Source organism: Pedobacter superstes (genome assembly GCF_037622515.1).
Taxonomy (GTDB): Bacteria; Bacteroidota; Bacteroidia; order Sphingobacteriales; family Sphingobacteriaceae; genus Paradesertivirga; species Paradesertivirga superstes.
The window spans coordinates 689,373-711,413 of record NZ_JBBJCN010000001.1 but is presented as its reverse complement, the minus strand read 5'-3'; the positions used below and the strand labels follow the sequence as shown (position 1 = coordinate 711,413).

19 protein-coding genes are annotated in these 22,041 nt (G+C 38.4%); 15 read left to right on the top strand and 4 right to left on the bottom strand.

Going from position 1 to position 22,041, the window contains the following annotated elements; translation table 11 throughout:
* Positions 1 to 10 precede the first annotated feature (10 nt).
* The 15 genes from WG906_RS03300 (at position 11) to WG906_RS03230 (ending at position 16,774) form a co-directional block, all read left to right on the top strand.
* On the top strand, positions 11 to 1,702 hold the full coding sequence (locus WG906_RS03300) for a RagB/SusD family nutrient uptake outer membrane protein (RefSeq protein WP_339991095.1): 1,692 nt from the start codon (positions 11 to 13) through the stop codon (positions 1,700 to 1,702).
* A gap of 262 nt (positions 1,703 to 1,964) precedes the next feature.
* Complete coding sequence (locus WG906_RS03295; RefSeq protein ID WP_339991094.1) at positions 1,965 to 2,888, top strand: alpha/beta hydrolase; 924 nt, start codon at positions 1,965 to 1,967, stop codon at positions 2,886 to 2,888.
* A 23-nt stretch (positions 2,889 to 2,911) separates the two neighbouring features.
* A complete protein-coding gene (locus tag WG906_RS03290) occupies positions 2,912 to 3,682 on the top strand; it encodes a hydroxypyruvate isomerase family protein (RefSeq protein WP_339991093.1) in 771 nt (256 codons plus the stop codon).
* A gap of 114 nt (positions 3,683 to 3,796) precedes the next feature.
* Entirely contained in the window at positions 3,797 to 5,206 is a 1,410-nt protein-coding gene (locus WG906_RS03285) for a family 43 glycosylhydrolase (protein ID WP_339991092.1), read from the top strand.
* A gap of 142 nt (positions 5,207 to 5,348) precedes the next feature.
* Positions 5,349 to 6,602: a glycoside hydrolase family 28 protein gene (locus tag WG906_RS03280; protein ID WP_339991091.1), complete on the top strand. Its 1,254-nt coding sequence runs from the start codon at positions 5,349 to 5,351 to the stop codon at positions 6,600 to 6,602.
* A gap of 31 nt (positions 6,603 to 6,633) precedes the next feature.
* The gene (locus tag WG906_RS03275) at positions 6,634 to 8,742 is read left to right on the top strand and encodes a galactocerebrosidase (protein ID WP_339991090.1); all 2,109 of its coding nucleotides are present in this window, start codon (positions 6,634 to 6,636) and stop codon (positions 8,740 to 8,742) included.
* Between the two features lie 217 nt (positions 8,743 to 8,959).
* Positions 8,960 to 9,478, top strand: a complete 519-nt coding sequence (locus WG906_RS03270) for a sialate O-acetylesterase (RefSeq protein WP_339991089.1) — start codon at positions 8,960 to 8,962, stop codon at positions 9,476 to 9,478.
* A 277-nt stretch (positions 9,479 to 9,755) separates the two neighbouring features.
* Positions 9,756 to 10,103: a helix-turn-helix domain-containing protein gene (locus WG906_RS03265; protein ID WP_339991088.1), complete on the top strand. Its 348-nt coding sequence runs from the start codon at positions 9,756 to 9,758 to the stop codon at positions 10,101 to 10,103.
* Entirely contained in the window at positions 10,100 to 10,396 is a 297-nt protein-coding gene (locus WG906_RS03260) for a hypothetical protein (RefSeq protein WP_339991087.1), read from the top strand. Before WG906_RS03265 ends, WG906_RS03260 begins: the two co-directional genes overlap by 4 nt.
* Positions 10,397 to 10,400: 4 nt before the next feature.
* The gene (locus WG906_RS03255) at positions 10,401 to 10,955 is read left to right on the top strand and encodes a plasmid mobilization protein (protein ID WP_339991086.1); all 555 of its coding nucleotides are present in this window, start codon (positions 10,401 to 10,403) and stop codon (positions 10,953 to 10,955) included.
* Entirely contained in the window at positions 10,922 to 12,160 is a 1,239-nt protein-coding gene (locus tag WG906_RS03250) for a relaxase/mobilization nuclease domain-containing protein (protein WP_339991085.1), read from the top strand. Before WG906_RS03255 ends, WG906_RS03250 begins: the two co-directional genes overlap by 34 nt.
* Positions 12,161 to 12,171: 11 nt before the next feature.
* Positions 12,172 to 14,172 (top strand): conjugal transfer protein MobC, encoded by a 2,001-nt coding sequence (gene mobC / locus WG906_RS03245; protein WP_339991084.1) that lies wholly within the window; start codon positions 12,172 to 12,174, stop codon positions 14,170 to 14,172.
* Positions 14,173 to 14,273: 101 nt separating this feature from the next.
* Complete coding sequence (locus WG906_RS03240) at positions 14,274 to 14,849, top strand: GNAT family N-acetyltransferase (protein ID WP_339991083.1); 576 nt, start codon at positions 14,274 to 14,276, stop codon at positions 14,847 to 14,849.
* Between the two features lie 21 nt (positions 14,850 to 14,870).
* Entirely contained in the window at positions 14,871 to 15,833 is a 963-nt protein-coding gene (locus tag WG906_RS03235) for a response regulator transcription factor (RefSeq protein ID WP_339991082.1), read from the top strand.
* A 92-nt stretch (positions 15,834 to 15,925) separates the two neighbouring features.
* Positions 15,926 to 16,774 carry an RteC domain-containing protein gene (locus tag WG906_RS03230; RefSeq protein ID WP_339991081.1) on the top strand — a complete coding sequence of 283 codons (849 nt, stop codon included), beginning with the start codon at positions 15,926 to 15,928 and terminating at the stop codon, positions 16,772 to 16,774.
* Between the two features lie 36 nt (positions 16,775 to 16,810).
* On the opposite strand, the gene WG906_RS03225 is transcribed toward WG906_RS03230, so the two are convergent.
* From WG906_RS03225 to WG906_RS03210, 4 genes are read right to left on the bottom strand one after another with little or no spacing between them, the layout of a single operon-like run.
* Positions 16,811 to 18,871, bottom strand: coding sequence for an NACHT domain-containing protein (locus WG906_RS03225; protein ID WP_339991080.1), 2,061 nt, complete (start codon positions 18,869 to 18,871; stop codon positions 16,811 to 16,813).
* Positions 18,872 to 18,927: 56 nt separating this feature from the next.
* Positions 18,928 to 19,296: an ASCH domain-containing protein gene (locus tag WG906_RS03220; protein WP_339991079.1), complete on the bottom strand. Its 369-nt coding sequence runs from the start codon at positions 19,294 to 19,296 to the stop codon at positions 18,928 to 18,930.
* A complete protein-coding gene (locus tag WG906_RS03215) occupies positions 19,274 to 20,782 on the bottom strand; it encodes a PIN domain-containing protein (protein WP_339991078.1) in 1,509 nt (502 codons plus the stop codon). The genes WG906_RS03220 and WG906_RS03215 overlap by 23 nt, the downstream gene beginning before the upstream one ends.
* On the bottom strand, positions 20,779 to 21,783 hold the full coding sequence (locus WG906_RS03210; RefSeq protein WP_339991077.1) for a hypothetical protein: 1,005 nt from the start codon (positions 21,781 to 21,783) through the stop codon (positions 20,779 to 20,781). The genes WG906_RS03215 and WG906_RS03210 overlap by 4 nt, the downstream gene beginning before the upstream one ends.
* Positions 21,784 to 22,041 lie beyond the last annotated feature (258 nt).

Below are 22,041 nucleotides of genomic sequence, written 5' to 3'. Positions count from 1 at the left end.
GTTTTAAATTATGAAAAAGATTTTTTTAATACTCACAATATTTCTTTCAACAGGAATAACATCCTGTAAAAAGTTCCTTGAAGAGGAAAATCCATCGGGGTTAACAGATGCTACTTTCTACGTCGATGAAGCAGGGTTCGAGCGATTGGTGAGTTCCTGTTATTCAGTTCTAAGGGATATCTATGATGGAGAGCCACATTTATTTGAATATGGAACAGATGTTTCAACACGCGGCGAAGTTGAGACCGTTAGTGGGGTTGCCGACAACCTACCAACCCGTATCCAATTAAATGAATATAAAGAGTTGGCAGCTACAAATTCGGCTGTTACAAATCTATTTAATGACTTGTATTTAGGCATCCAACGCTGTAATATCGCAATTAATCGGGCTGATGCAATTCCTATGGCCGAAAGTACTAAGAATAAGCGTCTTGGTGAAGTGCGGTTTCTAAGGGCATACTATTACTACCTTCTGGTTGAAAATTTCGGCGGCACTCCAATCGTGCAGGAAGAATTTACTGCACCGGTAACTCAATTTACCCCTAACACGGAACAAGAGGTATATAGCTTTATTGTAAGTGAGCTAAACGCATCTCTAACAGAGCTAACGGGTGTAACAAAGGCTAATACCCAGTTTGGAAGAGTTACACCCGGAGCAGTAAAGCATTTGTTGTCCCTTATCCATTTAACTCGCGGTTATAAAACTTTTGGTACATCTGATGATTTTACAAAGTCCGCACAGCTAGCTGAGGAGGTGATTGCTAGCAACTACGTTTTACTTCCATCGTTTGCTGACGTGTTTAAAATGTCAAATGAAAAAAATGACGAGATTATCTTGTCTGTTCAATTTGATCTTACAAGTTTATCAACTAGAAATGGAGCCCCTGTTGGTCATGGCCAGAATATTCTTTTTGGTTGGCTGCTCGTCAGGGAACTTGGATTTAGTCAAACAGATATTGCTACCTATAACAGAAGAACATCAACAGTGATGCCTACACAGTACTTGTATTCCTTATATAATACATCAAAGGATGCTCGTTACGACGCAACGTTTTTGAGCCAGTTCAATGCTACTCAAGACGCGGGGGCTATCAAAAAGGGAGATTTAAGGTTTTACTTTCCGAAGCCCGATCAGCCGTTTACAGCGGCTGACGAACTTGCATTAAAGGCGGTTAATCCCAACGTAGAAGTAATTCGTTATGATCGGTGGAAACAGAATATTGAAGGAGTTGGAGGCGCTGGAAAATATCCAATGATTAATAAGTTTCCAGATCCAACAGCACCTATCCCAGGAAGTAATGAAGATCTTTTTAAAAGTTCGAGGGATATCATTTTATTCAGACTCGCTGAGACTTATCTTATTGCTGCTGAAGCATACTTTAAACTAAATCAGCCAGATAAAGCAGCAGAAAAACTCAATCGTTTACGTGATAGGGCTGAAAAGACACCAGGTGCTTTGGATATTTCCTCAAGTGATGTCAACATAGATTTTATCTTGGATGAAAAAGCCAGAGAGTTTGCAGGCGAATACAAAAGATGGTTAGACCTTAAACGTACCCGTAGACTTGATAGAGCGTTTCAGTATAATATATTGACCAACATGCTGGGAGGTCCTTTTTTGGAAAAATATTACCTGCGACCGATTCCGCAAACTGTAATAGATAGGGTTTCGGGGGTATATCCTCAAAATGATGATTATTAATATAGTATAATTTTTTAGTTGGTTCGTTGAAGAGGATTCCAGAATATCTGGTCCTCTTCCTTTTTTTAATTTTACCGGTATATTTATGAAGCCAAATTTTTTAACTCAATTCATCTTACCGCTTATTCTTCATTATGAAATTTCTCGAAAGGGGACTTTTTGTAATGAATTTTGGGATGTGCGCTATTTCAATTGGCACGGGGCCAGTTATAGGGGCATATCGATGAACATATACCACACCTTTTTTAACCTAATAATTAGCATGAAATGGATTATTGTTATAATGTTTGGTCTATTATTTCAAAAAACTGTAGTTGCCCAAGATTTGGTGATGCCTTTGTGGCCAAAAGGGAAAGTTCCAAATTATGTCAAGACAGCGGACTTTGAAAAACGTGACACAGGGAAAGTGATCAAGATTCAGATGGTACAATTCCCTGATATTGCTATATATATTCCAACAAGGCAAACATCTACAAAGCAAGCTGTTATCATCTGTCCAGGTGGTGGTTATGGAGGACTTTCTTATAATTTGGAAGGAACAGATCCTGCCGGTTGGTTAATATCAAAAGGAGTTACTGCTATTGTTTTAAAATACCGCTTACCAAATTCCCAAAGTAATATTACGCCTCATCTGTCGCCTTTAATGGATGTTAAAAGAGCATTTCGGATTGTTCGTGCAAATGCGGGCCTTTTAGGAATTAACAAGGATGCGATAGGTGTCATGGGATTTTCTGCAGGGGGGCATCTCGCTTCAACACTTGCGACTCATTTTGATGAGGGTAACCATCAGTCGGTTGATTCTATAGAAAGGGAGAGTTGCAAACCTAATTTTGCTATCTTGGTGTATCCCGTGATTTCAATGACTAAGCAAATTATGCACGCGGGGTCACGAGATAATTTAATCGGTACGAAAGCAAGTGACACTTTAGCTCAGTTTTATTCCAGCGAATTAAACGTTAGCAAAAATACACCCCCAACTTTCCTCCTACATGCCATGGATGATGGAGCTGTTCCTGTAGAAAATAGTTTGCTTTTTTTTCAGGCACTTAAAGATAATGGCGTCCCCGGAGAGTTACATGTTTTTCCTAAAGGTGGACATGGATTTGGATTGGGCTTGGGAAAAGGAGACATAGAAACGTGGCCGGAACTTTGCATCCGATGGTTGAGAAGTTTAAAGGCAAAATAAACGTATATAAGCTCAAAAATCTTATGAAGTTGAAAGGTAATATAACTCATTCAGTTTGCCGCTGGTGCTTTGATTTTCTCTCTTTAGAAGAGTTGTGTTCAATATCTAAGGGTATGGGTATCAAGGCTATAGATCTCGTAGGTCCTGATGACTGGCATATACTTAAGAAATATGGTTTGGATTCATCCATGTGTAATGGTGCGGAAATAAGTATTGAGGACGGCTGGAACAATCCGGATAATCACCAAACACTCATCAGGAATTATTCGGAAATGATACCTATTGTCGCTGACGCCGGCTATAAGAACTTAATTTGCTTTAGTGGAAATTGTTTTGGGGTGGATGATGAAACGGGTTTAAAGAACGCTGTTGATGGACTTAGGCAAATAATAAGTTTAGCGGAAAAAAACAGGATTACGTTGGTAATGGAGCTTTTGAATAGTAAAGTTGACCATCCCGACTATCAATGTAATAAAACTGGCTGGGGTGTAGAACTCGTTAAAACGTTGGACTCTCCAAATTTTAAATTACTTTATGATATATATCATATGCAAGTGGATGAGGGAAATGTCATTCAAACTATAAGAAACAACCATCAGTACATCGCTCACTATCACACAGCGGGTGTTCCCGGCCGACATGAAATAGGGAATGAACAGGAGCTAAATTATCCTGCAATTATGCGTGCTATAAAAGATACCGGGTTCAAAGGGTATGTGGCACAAGAATTCATACCAGTTTGTGTAGACAAGATTGCATCGTTAAGAGAAGCAATTTCGATCTGTGACGTTTAAATTAAAGTAATTTTTTTTGCAGAAGATTTGTGTTATTCCTGTCTTCGCTAATTACTTCTGGATACGATTGATCACATATTTAAAAATGTACAATTATAGAATGAAATGAGGAATATGCAAATAGTAAAACTAATAACGGCCATGGTATTTTTATTTGTTTCATATGGTTTGAACGGCCAAAGCCGAAGTAATTATGATGCAATTTATTCAGGGGTACCCCTGTTCGATGATAAACACAATGTTATAAGCGCACATGGCGCTTGTATCATAAAGGATAACGGCAGATTTTATCTTTTCGGTGAAGCTCACACAGATACTAGTAATGCTTTTGCCGGGTTCAACTGCTACTCATCAGAGGATTTATATAATTGGAGATTTGAAAGCTTAGCCTTACCCGTTCAAAATTCCGGAAAACTTGGACCAAACCGCGTTGGCGAAAGAGTGAAAGTGATGAAAAGTCCGAAAACAGGTGAGTATGTTATGTATATGCATGTCGATACACTGGGCTATAAGGATCAATTTTTAGGCTATGCCACTTCCACTAAAATTACTGGGCCTTATACTTTCCATGGACCGCTATTATTTAACAACATATCTATAAGAAAATGGGACATGGGTGCTTTTCAAGATAAAGATGGTTCCGGGTATGTTCTCCTTCATGGAGGGGATATTTACAAATTAAGTGATGACTACAAAAGCATCACCCAACATGTGCATAAAGAGATGGTTTCGGGATTTGAATCGCCTACGTTATTTAGGAAAAACAATATATACTATTTCTTAGGATCCCATCTCACAAGTTGGGAACGAAACGATAATGAGTATTATACGTCAACGTCGCTATCTGGACCTTGGACATATCGGGGACTCTTTGCACCGAAAGGTTCTTTAACCTGGAACTCCCAGTCTACGTTCGTATTTCCTATTGAAGGCTCGAGCGACACAACTTATATGTTTATGGGTGACCGATGGTCGTACCCGAAACAGAACTCATCAGCTACATATGTCTGGCAGCCGCTTGTTGTTTCTGACGTAGCGCTTTCTATTCCATCTTATAAGGAAGCTTGGAAAGTCGACCTATCAACAGGGAAAGTGTCAGATAAGACAGTCGGTGAAATTACAATAGAAAATAACTCCGGCAAGAAAATTAAACTCCTGGGATCGTGGCAGCATAAAAGCGGGGCTAAGACAGAAAGTATAACCGATTCCAAAGGCGCCTCAGTTTCGATAAAATTTAAGGGTTCTCAAATCGGGTTGTATTCGATATCCAAGCCAAGTAACGGCTACGCTAGGATAATACTTCGTGACAAAAAGGGGCGCCAAATAATCCAATCAATAGTGGATATGTACAGTCTTAATTCGGTATCGTCCCTAACATTTATTAGTCCAGTGATGCCGAAGGCTAAGTATATTCTAAGTGTTTTTCCTACGGGAGAACGACCAAATTGGGCAGATAAGAGAAGATCTGACTATGGTAGCACCGGCTACTTCATCTCACTTGATAAGATAGTAATCAGTAAATAAAGTATATTGTTAACCGTTTCCATATAATTTCATGAAAGCCTCACTCTTTAGCTTAACTATTTTCTGCTCCCTGACTCTAACTGCATTTAATAGCCATGCAGATTTACCCACTATAAAAACGAAGGTAAACGCACCTTTTAACATGCCGAAAATTAAGGTTCCTGATTTTACAAAAAGCCCAAAGCTTGTTATAACTGATTTTGGTGCGGTGAGTGGCAATAAAGCTAAAATTTCTCAAGCGATACAAGCAGCAATTGCAAAGGCAAATGCCTTAGGCGGCGGGGTAGTAGTGATTCCAAAGGGAGAGTGGCTTACCGGTAAGGTTCATTTGAAAAGCAATGTAAACCTTCACTTGGAGAAAGGGGCCCTCTTGCTTTTTTCTGACGACCCTAATGACTATTTGCCAGCGGTTCATAGTACTTGGGAAGGCTTGGAGTGTATGAATTATTCCCCTTTGATTTATGCTTACAAATGTAAGAACATAGCGATTACGGGTGAAGGAGAAATCAGAGCGAAAATGGATTTGTGGAAGAAGTGGTTCTCACGTCCTAAACCTCATATGGAGAGTATAAAGCGGTTATATAATTTGGCGTGGAACCGCCGGCCCTTGAATGAGCGTATGATGGTGAATGATACCGCCAATTTGAGGCCTCAGTTTATACAATTCAATAGAAGTGAAAATATACTATTAGAAGGGATCACCATTACCAATAGCCCATTTTGGACAATCCACCCCTACCTGTCAAAAAATGTTGTTATTAGAAAACTGAAGGTCTATGCACATGGACATAATAACGATGGAGTTGATCCTGAAATGAGTCAGAATGTGTTGATTGAAGATTGTTTTTTTGATCAGGGAGATGATGCTATTGCGATTAAGTCAGGACGTAACCCAGAAGGCTGGATATTGAAAACACCATCAAAGAATATCGTAATCCGTAACTGTACGGTGAAAAACGGGCACCAGTTAGTAGCCATTGGAAGCGAGCTTTCAGGAGGCATAGAAAACGTTTTTGTGAACAACTGTACCGTATTGGATGGTGCGAAGCTTAACCATCTGCTGTTTATCAAAACTAACGAACGCATGGGTGGCTATGTGAAAAACATTTATGCCAGCAATATTAAATCAGGAAAGATTGATCTTGGGGTATTAGGTATTGAGACGGATGTTCTATATCAATGGAAAACATTAGTACCTACCTACGAGAAGAGGCTAACACCCATCAGGGATGTTTTTCTGGAAAACATTACAGCGAAAGATGTAAAGTTTGTTTCGCGTGTATTAGGACAGAAAGAGATGCCAGTAAAAAATGTGAAGCTTAAAAATGTTGGTACAGGCACAGTGGAAGGTGAGAAGCACATCCATGAAAATATCCTTGGGTTTAAAGAGAACTAGCAAAAACGATCATTTACAAACACCACTTTAGATGAAATTTAAATACAAGCTAATAGCATTTACTCTGTCTTTACAGGGTTTTATTTCTACCGCTAATGGCCAGGATAGCACTCAAGTGATAAAGTTGAGCGGGAATGCTGGAGGAAAGAGGTTTGACGGAATTGGGGTCGTTAACGGAGGCGGAGCAACTTCTGTGTTATTGAAGGACTATCCCGAGCCGCAGCGTAGCCAAATACTTGATCTTCTTTATAAACCAAATTTTGGGGCGTCTGTTAGCGCACTGCTTGTTGAGATTCCTGGTGATGGTAATTCAACCCAGGGCTCGATGCCCAGCCACATGCATACTCGTAACGACCTTAATTATTCCCGCGGATATACCTGGTGGATACTTCAGGAGGCAAAGAAGCGAAATCCAGGTCTTAGTCTTGACGCCACTGCCTGGAGTGCGCCGGGATGGGTTGGAAATGGAACCTTTTGGTCGCAGGATGCTGCCGACTATTATGTGAAATGGTTACAGGGGCTACGTAAGAATTACAAACTTGAGCTGGATGCCATTGGTTGCAGAAATGAAAAAGGTTACGATTACGATTTTGCAAAATTACTGAAAAGCACTCTTAATGCTAATGGGTTTGGAAAGGTAAAGTTACATGCCTTCGATCACTGGCCAAAGGGCAAGCTGGATTTTGTGAAAGATATGCTTACTGATGAAAAGCTTCGAAACTCGATAGATATTATTAGCGCACACGTATTTTATGCCGGTCTACCGGCACAGCCGGAAGTACAAGCGATTGCTGATAGTTTAGGAAAGCCAATCTGGAACACAGAAGATCACGTTTATAAAAAAGGCTTTGATTGCCTGATCAGCATTGTAGAATCTTTTAACCGAAACTTCATAGAGAGCGGTGCTACGAAAGTTCTAAATTGGTATGACATAGCAGGCGTTTATCCTATTGAACCATATTCGGAAGATCCTGCCGCTGTATTGGCTCACTCGCCGTGGAGCGGACACTATCAGGTACGCGAAGCTTTGTGGGGATATGCACATTATGGACAGTTTTCAAAGCTGGGTTGGCAATACTTGAAAGGGGGATGCAAAAACCTCAAGAGCGGAGGCTCTATGGTGACACTAAAGTCGCCGGACAATGATTATAGCGTTATTATAGAAACGAAAGGTGCCAAGGGGCTACAACAAATTAGTTTTGAAATTGACCAGTTATCCAAAAACAATTTATGTGTATGGCGGAGTAATGAGAAAGAACAATTTGTTCGACAGTCCGATATAAAGCAAGTGAATGGTGTTTTCTCAATTACTCTAGAACCGAATACCGTTTATTCCCTGTCCACAACTAGAGGTCAGCAGAAAGGTTCTTTCGCGAATATACCAAAGGCTAAGGCCTTTCCCTTTCCATACTACGAAACGTTTGACCAATACATTAAACCTAAGCAATGGGGCTACCTTCCACGATACCTGGCTGACATTGCAGATGTGTTTGAGATAGTCGACCGTCCCGATAGAAAAGGTAAGTGCTTACAACAGGTAGTTACAGTTCCTACTATTTCCTGGGCTCCTGATTGGCTTCCTTATACAATATTGGGAGACTCGCAATGGAAGGATTATGAAGTGAGTGCAGATGTTTACCTAAAATCGGGGGATACAGCCGCAGTAATGGGAAGAATTAACCATGTTGGAACAGGCTATGGCTTTATCCCAAAAGGCTACTATTTAAAGTTGGGCGAAGATGGAAAATGCCAGTTAGTAGTAGCTATGGGTAAAAAAGACAAAAAGCAATTAACCGGTGATGCCGAACAGCAGGCGATTATTAAGTTACAGAATGACAATGCAGAGGGCGGCGAAAAAGTTTTATTCACGGTTCAGGTTCCAAGTATAGTGCATGGCAAGTGGTATAACGTTAAGCTTCGTTTTGAAGGTTCTACTATAACAGGATTGATTAATAACCGAGAAGTGCTGCAGGTAACTAATAATTTGTATGCGCAAGGGATGGCTGGTTTGCTTGCAGGTGGCGGAAACAAACTAAGCACGCCATACTTCGACAATCTGATTATCAAAGGTATAAACGGCGCAACACCCAAGCCAAACTTAGCTCAACCCAAACAACTGCCAATTTATGGGCTTAAGTAAAAACGTTTAATATGTTGGGTGTTGTTGATTTTAGAACCGATCCATTAATCACTAATTGATGAAATTCAAGTCCGTAATACTTTGTGTCTGCTTTTCGCTTTTTTCGAATACATATATTTTTGCTCAGATAAAGCTTCCGAATGTTCTTGGAAACAATATGATCTTGCAGCAGTAACAACCTGTTTCTATTTGGGGATGGGCAAAGCCTGGAAACCTAGTGAGAGTTGGTTTTGAGAATCAGTCTAAAACAGCAATTGCGGGCAGTGATAGTTTATGGCGTGTTGTACTTGAACCTTTGAAGGCAAGCAGTACTCCACAAACAATTACCATTAGTTCCGCCACCTCGACGCTTTTGCTTTCTAATATCTTAATATGCGAAGTTTGGCTTGCATCAGGCCAGTCAAATATGGAATATCCTATGAATGGTACATGGTACGCTAAACCCTTGCGAGGGATTGATAGTGCTAAAATTGCTTTGCAGGAAAAGCATGAGGGTATTCGTGTATTGAATGTGAAAAGGAAAACAGGTGAGCCAGATATTATAACAGAAGGCTGGCATGATTGCGAAGGTCCAGATTTCGGAATGACTTCGGTTGCGGCATTTTATTTTGCTAAGCAACTAGAAGCAAGCTTGAAAGTTCCGGTAGGCATTATTACATCAGCCTGGGGCGGCACCAGAATTGAAGATTGGACACCGATTTCGGCATATAAAGGTATTCCGGTTTTATTTAAGTAAAATACTTCGGAAATGGAGCCTACTCTCATTAAGAACCCACTTCCTAATATTTACCATTCTCTTGTTAAGCCGCTCCTCTAAAAGCTTAACAAATCTGTCAAGAGAACATGGAATAAATTGACCAGCAGGGAGACTTTATGCCGTGAAAGCTCTTGACTGATGAAGTGGCTTTAAGACCTTTGCTTTTACAAAAGGATGGAAAAAAACACACACCTCCGGTGGAAGGTGTGAAGATTGCATTTGCCGCTTTCCCAATTTCGAAGTAAAGTTTCGATCTATGGAAAATACAAACAACGCATCAGTTTCGACAAACACTGCTCCAGTGTTTCGAGACCAGCTCTTAACTGTTTCTGATCTTTTGATATTTAAAGAACAGTTGATAAATGAGATTAAGGACATCCTCACGCAACAACCACCTCCATCTCCTCCCAAACTTGACAAGCAATGGCTTAAGGCTTTTGAGATTAAAAAACTTCTTCGATTGTCATCTGGCAAACTGCAATATCTAAGAGATAAAGGAGTAATACCATTCAAGAAGCTGGGGAACGTCACCTATTACGACCTGGAAAAAATTCAAGACTTAATGGAAAACGAAACCTTCAAACAAAGGCTGAAGCTAGCATGAAAAAGAGAAAGGTCAGAAGAATAAGTATTTCAGAACCGTCTCACAATAGCAAATCTAAGAAAGCAGGATTTGGATATGAGATGCCTCCGGATTTTGATGATGTATCAATCTATTTCAATCAAAAAGGTCAGGCGCAAATAGCTAGTAGCTTTTACGAATATTTTCAAAATTGTCAGTGGAGAACAAAAACTGGAACGCCTTTACGGAACTGGAAAGTAGTGGCTACAGATTGGATATATAACTATTGCCAATCACTAAAACTAGCGAAAAGAAAACTGGATAATATACTTTGAAATAATGATATGGGGGAGTAGACCGCCTCTCTTTGAAGCAGTCAGCAAGATGTACAATTGTTACACAATTGAAATCTTGCCCTTCCTTCCAGAGTCAGTCGGGATAAGAAGGGAAATCCTCCAAAGTCGGATTTTAGAATGTCAGAATATGCCAAGAAAGCAAGTTCATCGAACAAAATGGGTAAACATTCGCCTTACACCAGACGAGTTCAAGATAATAGAGGCTCGTTTCAAGAAGACGATGTATCGCAAAATAAGTGAGTACACTAGAAACGTGTTACTCGAAAAGGCAATTACTATTGTCAATCGTGACAAGTCAATGGACGATGTTCTCGAAGAACTCATTCTACTCCGAAAAGAGCTCAACTTCATAGGCATCAACTTCAATCAAGCTGTCCGAAAATTGAACAGTGTGAGCGGTATGCCTGAGGCTCAAATCTGGCAATCTATGATGATTCTATTGAGAGATCAGATAGAGCCATCTATTGGGCAAATCAAGGAGCGGATGAATAACTATTCTGATTTATGGTCGCAAAGATTATCAGCGGGAAAAGCTTAATGGGCGCTTTGAATTATAATGAAAATAAGGTGTCCAAAGGTAAGGCAGAGCTCATATCACTGAACGGGTATCAGAAGGATATTCCAAAGCTGAACTTTCATGATAAACTTTTTAGACTAAAAGACCTTGCGGCTAGGAATGAACGGACTAAGACGAACGCTGTTCATATATCTCTAAACTTTACTGTGAATGAAAAATTGCAAAAGGAGAAATTGACTGAAATAGCTAACGAATATATGGAGCGAATTGGTTTCGGGTCACAGCCTTACTTGATTTATCTGCATAATGATGCCGGTCATCCTCATATTCATATCGTAAGTACTAATATCAAACCAACAGGCGAGCGAATTAGCTTGCACAATTTAGGGAGGACAAAATCAGAAGCGGCTCGAAAATCTATAGAGCAAACTTATCAGTTAGTACGTGCCGGCGTCCAACAACCTAAACAGAATAAAGATAATCTGATTTTGCAAAAACTGGAATACGGGAAGACAGATACAAAACGGGCTATCACCAATGTTCTTAATGAGGTTCTGAGGCTGTACAAATTTACCAGCTTACCCGAATTGAATGCCATTCTCAATCAGTACAACGTCGGTGCAGACAGAGGCGCTAAAGATTCACAGATGTATTTAAAGAATGGCCTTGTATACTGGATTTTAAATAACAAAGGCAACAAGATTGGGGTACCAATTAAAGCAAGCAGTATTTATGGCACTCCAACTCTTAGCAAACTGAATGAAAAGTTTTCAGAAAATCGTATTGCTCGTAAGTCACTAAAAGAAAGAGTAAAGGACCGTATAAATCCGATTTTGACTACGAAAGCCAGCAAATCAGGATTTAGCCGCGCATTGCAAGCTAAAGGCATAAATGTTGTCTATCGTGAAAACGAGCAAGGCGTCTTATACGGTGTTACTTTCGTGGATAATACCTTAAAGGTTGTATTTAACGGAAGTGATCTTGGAAAGGCATACAGCGCAGCAGCGTTAAGTAATTGGTTTGTTAAAGCCACCAATGAACAACCGACTTTCAAAGCTCCTGTATCAAATGGCAACCTTAAAAATGATCAACCAATAAAGATAAACCAACATCCAGAGCAATCATTTCTGAATGACTTATTAAGTACTGATTATCAGGAAAGCCTTTCAATACCTGGCATGTCACAAAATAAACGAAAGAAGAAAAGAAGGCGATTAACCCGATAAGCATTAAAATTATGGCCACAGGAGAAAACGAACAAGGACTAAGAAAGATCATGGATTTCACCAGGATGTTATCCATTTCTATATTGACCATTCACTTATACCTATCAGGTTATAGTTTATTTAAAGATTGCGGATTATCCAGTACCGTTACAGATCGAATCTTGATATCCTTTTCAAAAATGGAGATCTTCAAAAGTGACCTGACTTCAAAGGCAGGCAGCTTGATGTTATTACTCATCTCTCTCCTAGGAGTAAAAGGACGAAAGGATGAAAATATCCTGGTTAATCCTTTAATTTTATATGCTTTGATTGGTATCGCACTTTTCTTTGGCTCAATCTTATGGAAGTATTCATTGTCTATGAAGACCTTAGCTTTCGGCTATATAATGCCTACGGTATTAGGCTATATTTTAATTTTAACCAGTGGTACTCGATTATCAAGGCTGTTAACACTGAATTTAATAGGTGATGTTTTTAATAAGAATAATGAAACGTTTCCTCAGGAGGAACGCAAGCTTGAAAACGAATATTCCATCAATTTGCCTGCGATATACTATTTAAACAATAGGACGCGTCAAAGCTGGATTAATATTATCAATCCATTCAGAGGGTCTTTAATACTGGGAACGCCAGGCTCCGGTAAATCATACTTCGCTATAAGACACTTTATCACCCAGCATCTGAATAAGGGTTTCAGTATGTTTATTTATGATTTCAAATACGATGATCTAACTAAAATTGCTTTTAACACTTTGTTAAAAGCCAAGTCAGGAAGCAATAGAAAGTTCTATGTAATTAATTTCGAAGATCTATCAAAAACACATCGTTGTAATCCACTTGATCCCTTTAGCATGACGGACATAACCGATGCGACCGAAGCATCCAGGACAATTATGCTAGGTTTAAACCGTGAATGGATTAAGAAGCAGGGAGATTTCTTTATAGAATCTCCAATCAACTTCCTTACAGCCATAATCTGGTTCTTAAGAAAATACCGGGATGGAGAGTTTTGTACTTTACCTCATGTAATTGAGCTAATGCAGGTAGAATATAAATACCTGTTTGCTGTACTTAGTCGCGAACCTGAGATTGAAGTTCTCATCAACCCTTTTATTTTTGCCTGGAAAAATGAAGCTTACGATCAGTTAGAGGGGCAGGTAGCAAGTGCTAAAATCAGCATGGCCCGATTATCTTCGCCATCTCTGTATTATGTTCTTTCCGGAAATGATTTCACCCTTGACTTAAATAATCCAAAACAGCCGAAAGTGATATGCATGGGTAACAACCCACAGAAGCAGCAGGTATATGGCGCTGTTCTTAGCCTCTATATCTCCAGAATGATTAAGCTAGTCAATCAGAAAAATCAACAAAAGTGTAGTTTGATCTTTGATGAGTTTCCTACCATCTATTTCAATAATATAGACAGTTTGATTGCAACTGCAAGATCTAATAAGGTGGCTACAACCTTAGCCGTGCAGGATTACAGCCAGCTTAAAAAAGACTATGGAAAGGATCAAGCGGAGGTCATCCTTAATATTGTTGGAAATATCATCTCAGGGCAAGTTACGGGTGACACAGCGAAGCAACTTTCCGAGCGTTTTGGAAAAATTCTGCAGTTGAGGAAAAGTATATCTGTCAATAGCACAGATACTTCACTTAGCCGTTCTACGCAATTAGACTACGCTGTACCAGCTTCTAAGATTTCTACTCTTTCATCCGGTGAATTTGTTGGCATGGTTGCGGATGAACCTGCATGTAAAATCGATTTGAAAGTTTTTCATAATGAAATCGTTAACGATCATAACCTCATCAAAAAGGAAGAACAGGAATATAAGGAGATTCCTAAAATCAGAACAATAGACGAGGAAACAATTCAAGTCAACTATTTTCAGATCAAGCAAGACATACAGGAGCTGGTAAGTAGTGAATTTTCTCCTGAATATAAGCAATGTTCAGATACAGGAAAAAGAGACTCATCCGGTACCCCAATGATGCGACCAATGCAAATATAAATTATCTGGATTGCTATAACATTCAATTTGCCTTGGTAATTTTTTTAAGTTTTAAACAAATTCTGTTCTTGTAATGTTTATGTTACATATTTATTCTTAATATGATTAAAGCTACTAACAATGATAAGGACTTAGTCATCAATATTTTGACGAAGTCTTTTGATGCCAACAAGAGTGTAAATTACATTGTCCAGCAAGATTCTAAAAGGTACCAACGAGTCAAAGCATTAATGGATTATTCTTTTGAAGTATGTTACGATTTTGGCGAGGTTTACTTATCAGATGATAAAAGAGCCTGCGCCCTGATTCTGTATCCTGATAAAAAGAAGACGAATCTCAAATCTATCTTGTTAGATGTCAAGCTGATTCTTTCCTGTGTTGGAGTCACCAACATAAAGAAGGCTTTAATAAGAGAATCCAAGATAAAAAAGCTTCAGCCTAAAGAACCTATGTATTATATCTGGTTCATTGGAGTTGATCCTGCACATCAAAATTCTGGTATTGGGACAGACCTCTTGAATGAAATAATAACTGACAGCGCCGCCAAGAAACGGCCCATCTTCCTGGAAACATCGACATTGAAAAATATACCTTGGTACAAAAAGTTCGGATTTGATGTATATAACGAGCTGGACTTAAGCTATAAGCTATTCTTCCTCAAGAAAGAAGTTGCATAATCACCCCAAATATTCCAACCTATGAATGTATTTGGAACCGAAATGCATGTAATAACATTCGTCTTCGTTCTTCTCGAAGCTGTTATGTTATTCTATCAATTATTGTACTATTTATTTCGGCCACAAGATAAAGGTCGAATGTGGTATTTGGTTTTACTTTCCTTACTTATTCTTTATAACATAACTGGTGGCTTACTTCCTGATCCAGAATTAACTATACCTGTTATCACACAAAACATAATAGCTTATGGAAGTGGTTTCATAATGGCTTCTTATTTTCCTTATTATTTCTATAAAGCTTTTGAGTTGGAGAGAATACGATTGCATGCTTTATATGGAGTTCCCTTGTTTCTTATTTTACCTTTTATTGTTTTTTTTGTGATTGCTTATTCCTTAAACGGGAATTTAGATTATGCAATAAAATATGGCATAATTGTACCCTTCTTTTATTCATTTGTTGTTTTATGGGCTATTGCAAAAGCCGTGCTGGTCAAATACAAGGAACGAGCCAATCAAAATAACCTGGTTGAGGTAATTGCGGTGTATTGCGCAGTACTTCCTTGGGCATCAATGACTTTATTGTCGTACTTCCATGCAAGTCAGCAAGTAGAAGTTATTATAACGAACGGAGGTTTTATTGTGATAACGGTACTATTCATTTCCCGATATATTGTAAGAGCAAGAATTGAATACGAGCAGTTGTTAGCATTAAACACCAACGAATCGCAAACCTCTACATTTGAATCAAACTGTAAGACTTTTCAATTAACCTCTAGAGAAATTGAAATAGTGCTCCTCATCAGACAGGGAATTAGATATAAGGAGATAGGAGAGAAGCTATTTATATCAGAAAGAACCGTTACTAAGCATGTCCAAAATATATATGAGAAAACAGGAGTAAGTAACAGGGTGGAACTGGTTCATAAGCTAGAATATGGAACTTACATTAGTCTTTCTAGTACTTTAAAGCCTTCGGCTAAATAAATACGTCTTTTTGCGTAGTCGAATACTAGTATTCACGTATATGATTTTAAAGAGCGTTTCACCTCTTTTGTGGTAAATCTACCCAATGCATTATGAAATTATTTACCGAACGTTTGTACCACGCTTTGGAGAAAGAACTGTATTCTATCTCCATAGAAAGCATCGCTGAGAGCGAAAAATTAAAAATGGCGGTTAAAGCCTGCAGAAAATCTCTGTCTATCCTGAAGAGATTTATCTCGTCCTATTTCTTTTCAAACCAGGAAGAGGAGATATGCTTTTTTAAAGAATTGAAACCATTATTCTACAGCCAGTACATCTACTACATAAGCATTTATAATTTCCAGATTAAGAAGCCTGTGGGCAGTAAAGAAGATCTGAATGCATATATCACTTCCGAGATTGATGCGTTGAAACGATTTTTTGACCATAATCAATCATTCTTTCAGTACTATCGGATGTGTGGTTCTCACTTCGATAGCTTTTATTTTACAAGGTGCGGTTTAGATCTTTGTACAGATTTGGAGGACTATCAGGCTGATGAAATGTTTTCAACCAGCCATGATTATAAACTTTCAAAGATTATTGCAAATGAGCGTTATCAGGAATATCTACAACATCAAATTAGCATTGCGGAAGGGGCAGCTCCTAGCAACCAGTGCCCAATAATTTGGACGAGTAATCAAACAGACCTTATCGAGCTTATATACGCTTTGGCAGAGTCAGGCGCTATAAATAACGGCAACGTCGAAATCAAGCACCTTATAGAAAATTTCCAGACGCTATTTCAAGTGGACTTACACCATTATTATCGAAAGTATACAGACATAACTAATAGAAAGAAGGAAAGGACTGTGTTTCTTGATAAGCTAAAGATTGGTCTTATCAGGCGAATGGAAGAAAAGTACCAGTGGAATGAGCCTCAAGTGAGAAAAATTCATTGAGTTAGATTGAAAGTTGAGGTGTCAGCATTTGATACATCAACGAATGATAGAGCCGAGCACTTCTGACCATGCTTGGGGAGATACTCTCAACGAAGCCGCACGACATTCCGCCAGTAAAAGCAAGCCGTCTATATATCTTTCAATAATATTAAAGGTATTCGGCTTCGGATTAACAAACCGCTCGGGCACATCATAGGCCTTTAAAATTTCGTTTAAAATTTTTCGGTTGAAAGTAAGTTTTGATCCTGGCAACATTTCATTCAGCGGCCTATTTGGAACAAGTGCGCGAATACCATTGACTGCTAGGTTTCTTTTGCTCCTTTTGTTAGTTAGAAGTTCTAAAGCGTCAAGGATTCTAGGAGTATTACCCTTGCTAGTGTGTTTTGGTAAATTAAAATTTTCGTAATAGTTTGGAGCGACTATGTAGATGAATTCTTTAACCTTTTCTCCAACGGAATTTAAAGTTAAATGTAAAGAACCATCAACTTGCTTACGGCGATAGCGAACTAGAAAACTAAGCAGCATAATTCGTTTACAAACACCTTCAGGACTGTCGTCCGTCTTTGAGATTTTATTTACCCAATTAATAGCTTCCGATAGTATCAAATTCCTTGACGCATACTGTTTTAAATAGCGGGTCAATAATAATAATAGGTCATCCGAATGTGCCATGCCTGCTTGCAAGATAAATACCTCCCGCCACCTTCTATCAAAGCAGTATTTTTCTATCAAAATAGGCATTTTTAAAGACGACGAAAAGTAGAAGGCTGTTAAATACTCCTGTATAGTTAGATGTGAAAATGAATAGACGTCCATCATCCGCTGTACAAGAAGACCTTGTTGAACCTCTATAGCTTCCAACACTTTTGACGCCGGAGGTAACTTAACACCCATTGTATTTTCAAGAAACAAACTAATTTGCATTTTCAACTCCTCCTTTGAAAATAAAATTCTATCAGATTGATGAAAATAAGCAGCGATCTCAGCAAGCATTTGGATTTCAATATCCGAGTTTAGGTTTTGGTAAATGTCGCTCTGATGTATGCGTTTTTCAGCTGCCCATCGTTCCAGCAATATTTCCAAAGCGCGCCGATAGAGGCTACTTTTATTTGCTGGGAATTGTTGCCCAGCATCATAAACTATACATAAAAACGTGAGAAGTAAGGGCGTGCGAGCTAATTCTAGTGTAGAAATGTTTTCTGGTTTGAATAGAAGAGATATTAATTGATTTCCAGTGCCAATAGATACATCCATTTCAGCATTAAACCAACTCGTTATAAAGGTTTGTATCTGATGGTCATTGAAATTAGTAACCTCAATATCATTGAAACCATCTAGAAAGTTTTTATAATAGGCAGTTCTACAGGAGGTGATAAATCTATTTGAAGGATATCTGTGAGTGAGATCTCGAATTGATGAGATTACATCGTCCAATAAAGATCGTGAAACCTCGTCAAGGCCGTCAAGGAGAATTATCAGTTTCCCATCTTTTAATGCATTATTAATAAAATCAGCACTTTCAGGAAATCCCGCAATTTCGAACTCACGTTGTAAAGCATCTTGAATGTTGACAGACCCGCTACCATTAAAGCTCTTGAGCTCAAGCAAAACAGGGATGTATGTAGTTTCAAGGTGATATTCAGAATAGTCATCTTCCGAAAGAAAATCTAGGCCGATATGCTTCAATAAAGTCGATTTGCCGGCCCCAGGGGCGCCTAATACATTTAATCTTGAATACTTGCTAACTACCTCTGCGACATCCAATGGGCTACTTAGGTATACTTCGGATCGTTTCCGGAAATTTAATTCGTATTCCTCAAAATCCACATCAATCGGTTCCGCATAAGCCTGAATCAGCCGAACTTTAGTATAGATTTGATTCAATGGTATCGGGTTTGACATTGTCAAAACTTTGATTTCACCATTTCGTTGATGATAGCTTGTTTTATAATTATTTAAAGCTTCTGCTACCTTAATTTTATCTACCGTCTTTTTGCCGTACTTGGATGCTAAAGACCAGACAAGCTGAAAAAGAGATTTTGAACCCTGATCGGCAAGCGTCTCTGAAATTGAAGCAGTAAGTTCTTTAGAAGCCATAGAATTTCAACAATAATCGACGTAGTATATTCATAGGTCCTTAATAGTCTTAATTTCTATAAGTACATAAAAGACTGGGGTGGACTTACTCTAAACTCGTCTTTAAGGCAAATAGGCTCTTCATATCTTCGCGTATTTTTTATCTTAATTGCAAAGCCAAACTCTTTGTCAGAAAAATACTTATAAAAGAAGTCTTTTGTTATTCCTGAAAATTCCTTCGTTGTTTCCCAGAGATCATGAACAGAATCATTAAGAATTCTATCAATTTCAAACTCGCCAATTACTTTTTGCATTGGAGATGAAGCGTAAACTACTATCGTCTTGACATCTTTGTTCTTAAATATACTTCTTCTGTACTCATAGTGTTTTGAACCGTCGAATATCTTCTCTGCAAATTCCGGCTTAATCGACAATAAAATTCTCATTCGTATCTGTTATTTTTAAAAGTGTTTTAAACTGATTTTTAGTAATTTCTTTGAATCCCCTAGGAACATCATTAATACTTGCGATTACGCCACTGTCAATCATTGTTTTCAAATTCGCTCTTTTGGGGAATGAGTAAGTATACAACATTGACACTAAGAATGGTCTATTTCGTGAATTATATTTCCACTGATTGCGTAAGCTTTGTTCGGAGTACACACTCCGTTTTTTACAGGTATTTACAAAGTCATCTTCATCTTGGAACGAATGGACAACTTCGTCGGCAATACAGATAGTACTAACAACACCCTGATAAATTCCACCTGTTCGATAAAAAATCAAAATATCTCCTCGCTCGACACTTCTATCATGCGATCGTGATACGTATACCTTACTTATTGCATTTCTATGAGGCTCATTATCTTCAAAATCTACGGGTGACTCTGTCCTTAATATCGAGTCGGGGAATAACTCTGTATGATAGTCTGGATATATTGGCACCAAAAATATGCGCCTTTTTGAAGAAATATAAGGAAAAGTTCTCTTTGGATTGGCGAGATCAAAGTCCTTATAAAACGGCTTGACATAAACTGCTTCACCATTGCTTTTTTCACCCCAGCGCTTGAAACCCCATGTTTCTATTAATTCAATCAACCGTAATTGCTCCGGACGCTTTTCAAAAATTGTGACGTAAGCTTCGTCAACTTTGTTTGCTAAGGCATTGTCGAATATGATTTTTAAGAAGCGTTCTCCTAGTCTAACCCCGTTTCCTACTACTTTGAAAGTGCCAACTTTTAGCCTCCTTTTTGGCTTAAATATAGGAGTTATATCGGCGTAAACTTCTGACTCATCTTCTCTTTTTAGATAAAGAAACGACAATAGCATTGAATTTTGCTTGTTTACTGTCACGTACGCACGTTCACTCGCTTTTCTATTAAACCATTTCTCAAATCCAATGTAGTCCTCCTTAAGGGTGTCGAAAAAGGGGTCTTCTATGTTTAGGTTACCGAAAAATGCTTGTTTGACGCTGAGCACTTTGTAGTCGACTAATTCTGGATATCTTGAACTAATTTGCTCAAGAAAGGAATTAATCTTAAGAACCCGATCGGCAATGCTGAGCTCAGAAGCTTTTTGATGGATCTTTTTGTCTTCTGTTATTAAGATGTCTACTCGATCGCAGAAAATCTCATTAAGCAGAATAGTGTCATTTAGGTCGTTTTCGTTTTTATCATATTTTGTAGAAATTTCTGCGACCTGAGCGGCAATTGGAGCAGTGGTCCTCAGCAATTCGTAACTATCTAATTTAATATTAAATGTGTTCACCGTCTGCTTATTCGGGTTCTTGTCAATTTCGACTAATGTTATTGGATGGACACATTTCTCATATTTTACTTTGTCCAGCCATTTAAAAAGGATACCAATGTCTTGGTTTACAACCTTTCCTGCCTCTCTTGCTATAACAATGTTTGTATCTAAAAGCGCCTTCATCTAACTCGTGTTTTGGGTTTGAAGAGCTTCGCTCTTAGATAGGGTAGCAAGAACACGAAGATTGCTGCCAAAACTATTATCGCTGATAGAAGTATAGAACTGAATTCCCAGGAATATTTACCGAAAGATATAGAATAACTAGGGTTAGCCAATATTATAGAACAAATAAGATTGAGAATAATCGCAAATAAATATTGTGCAGGACCTATCAGCTCTTTAGAAAATACCATAAAGAAATTAAGTTTATCTCCACTTTTTTTATTGAAGATAACTAGCAAATCATCCTCTTTAACCGGCTTATCGGGCAGATATTGCTTGAAAGATAAAAACTCCAGAACCCTGATATTTTGTAGCGCTTGGGAATCGAAGAAAATAATGTCATGACGGTTTGGTATTATATTAAAGCTGAAGCAATTCTTTATTCCACAGAGCTTACTGCCAAGTAAAAAATCTGGCAGGTTACGGGCTTCATTAATTTTGATGTCGTATATAATATTTGACTTCGCAATTCCAGTTTTTCGTAAGGTTATATCAGACAATGAGGGCTCTAAGTAAAATCTGAAATAAATAGAAAGGTTTTCCTTATCACGATGGTTGTTTAATCCAGAAATATCAGGTTGAACTGTCAAAATTTCACCTTCGCTTTTTTTGAACTTCAACGGTAAAATCGCAAGGCTTCGCTTTTCAAAAGAGTGAATCACACCGTTATTGGTTCTTCCACCGTCTAGATATTCCGTATTTTTAACAGCCTCATTAAAAATAAATTTGCTGTTAGCTGGACTTTTGAGGCTACCATACAAGTCTTGAGGCTCTTTCCCCACCTTTTTCAACCATGGAATATAAAAGGTAATTTTAAGTTCATCTATCTCTAGAAGTTCGCTTATTAAAATTTCACACCCAAATTCAACTAGGCTCGTTTTGTTGCTGAACTCCCATGCGCAGATATGAAATCGTTCGACATGCAGTTGTTGATGACTAAATACGTAATAAAATGTCTCCAATCTTAGATGTTAAAAGTTAAAGTAACGTAGAAAAATGTTAATTAGCAACTAAGCAGGGTTTGTGATCTTGTCTGCATATTTCTGAAGGGATATATAATTGACTTAATCGGACACCTTTCGACTTCAACTTTTATCGTGCCTTAACGAATCCTCTTTATAAGATGTAATTGATAATAAAACCACACACCTCCGGTACAAGGTGTGAAGTTTCAATTTCTCCGCACCGCATTTTTGCTTCCGTCACGGCAATGAAGCCGT

Coding starts and splice junctions, on each gene's coding strand:
- WG906_RS03230 (WP_339991081.1), top strand. CDS start 15,926: ATGAAATTATTTACCGAACGTTTGTACCACGCTTTGGAGAAAGAACTG.
- WG906_RS03280 (WP_339991091.1), top strand. CDS start 5,349: ATGCCGAAAATTAAGGTTCCTGATTTTACAAAAAGCCCAAAGCTTGTT.
- WG906_RS03235 (WP_339991082.1), top strand. CDS start 14,871: ATGAATGTATTTGGAACCGAAATGCATGTAATAACATTCGTCTTCGTT.
- WG906_RS03240 (WP_339991083.1), top strand. CDS start 14,274: ATGATTAAAGCTACTAACAATGATAAGGACTTAGTCATCAATATTTTG.
- WG906_RS03285 (WP_339991092.1), top strand. CDS start 3,797: ATGCAAATAGTAAAACTAATAACGGCCATGGTATTTTTATTTGTTTCA.
- WG906_RS03295 (WP_339991094.1), top strand. CDS start 1,965: ATGAAATGGATTATTGTTATAATGTTTGGTCTATTATTTCAAAAAACT.
- WG906_RS03265 (WP_339991088.1), top strand. CDS start 9,756: ATGGAAAATACAAACAACGCATCAGTTTCGACAAACACTGCTCCAGTG.
- WG906_RS03260 (WP_339991087.1), top strand. CDS start 10,100: ATGAAAAAGAGAAAGGTCAGAAGAATAAGTATTTCAGAACCGTCTCAC.
- WG906_RS03250 (WP_339991085.1), top strand. CDS start 10,922: ATGGTCGCAAAGATTATCAGCGGGAAAAGCTTAATGGGCGCTTTGAAT.
- WG906_RS03220 (WP_339991079.1), bottom strand. CDS start 19,296: ATGAGAATTTTATTGTCGATTAAGCCGGAATTTGCAGAGAAGATATTC.
- WG906_RS03215 (WP_339991078.1), bottom strand. CDS start 20,782: ATGAAGGCGCTTTTAGATACAAACATTGTTATAGCAAGAGAGGCAGGA.
- WG906_RS03255 (WP_339991086.1), top strand. CDS start 10,401: ATGATATGGGGGAGTAGACCGCCTCTCTTTGAAGCAGTCAGCAAGATG.
- mobC (WP_339991084.1), top strand. CDS start 12,172: ATGGCCACAGGAGAAAACGAACAAGGACTAAGAAAGATCATGGATTTC.
- WG906_RS03290 (WP_339991093.1), top strand. CDS start 2,912: ATGAAGTTGAAAGGTAATATAACTCATTCAGTTTGCCGCTGGTGCTTT.
- WG906_RS03275 (WP_339991090.1), top strand. CDS start 6,634: ATGAAATTTAAATACAAGCTAATAGCATTTACTCTGTCTTTACAGGGT.
- WG906_RS03225 (WP_339991080.1), bottom strand. CDS start 18,871: ATGGCTTCTAAAGAACTTACTGCTTCAATTTCAGAGACGCTTGCCGAT.
- WG906_RS03300 (WP_339991095.1), top strand. CDS start 11: ATGAAAAAGATTTTTTTAATACTCACAATATTTCTTTCAACAGGAATA.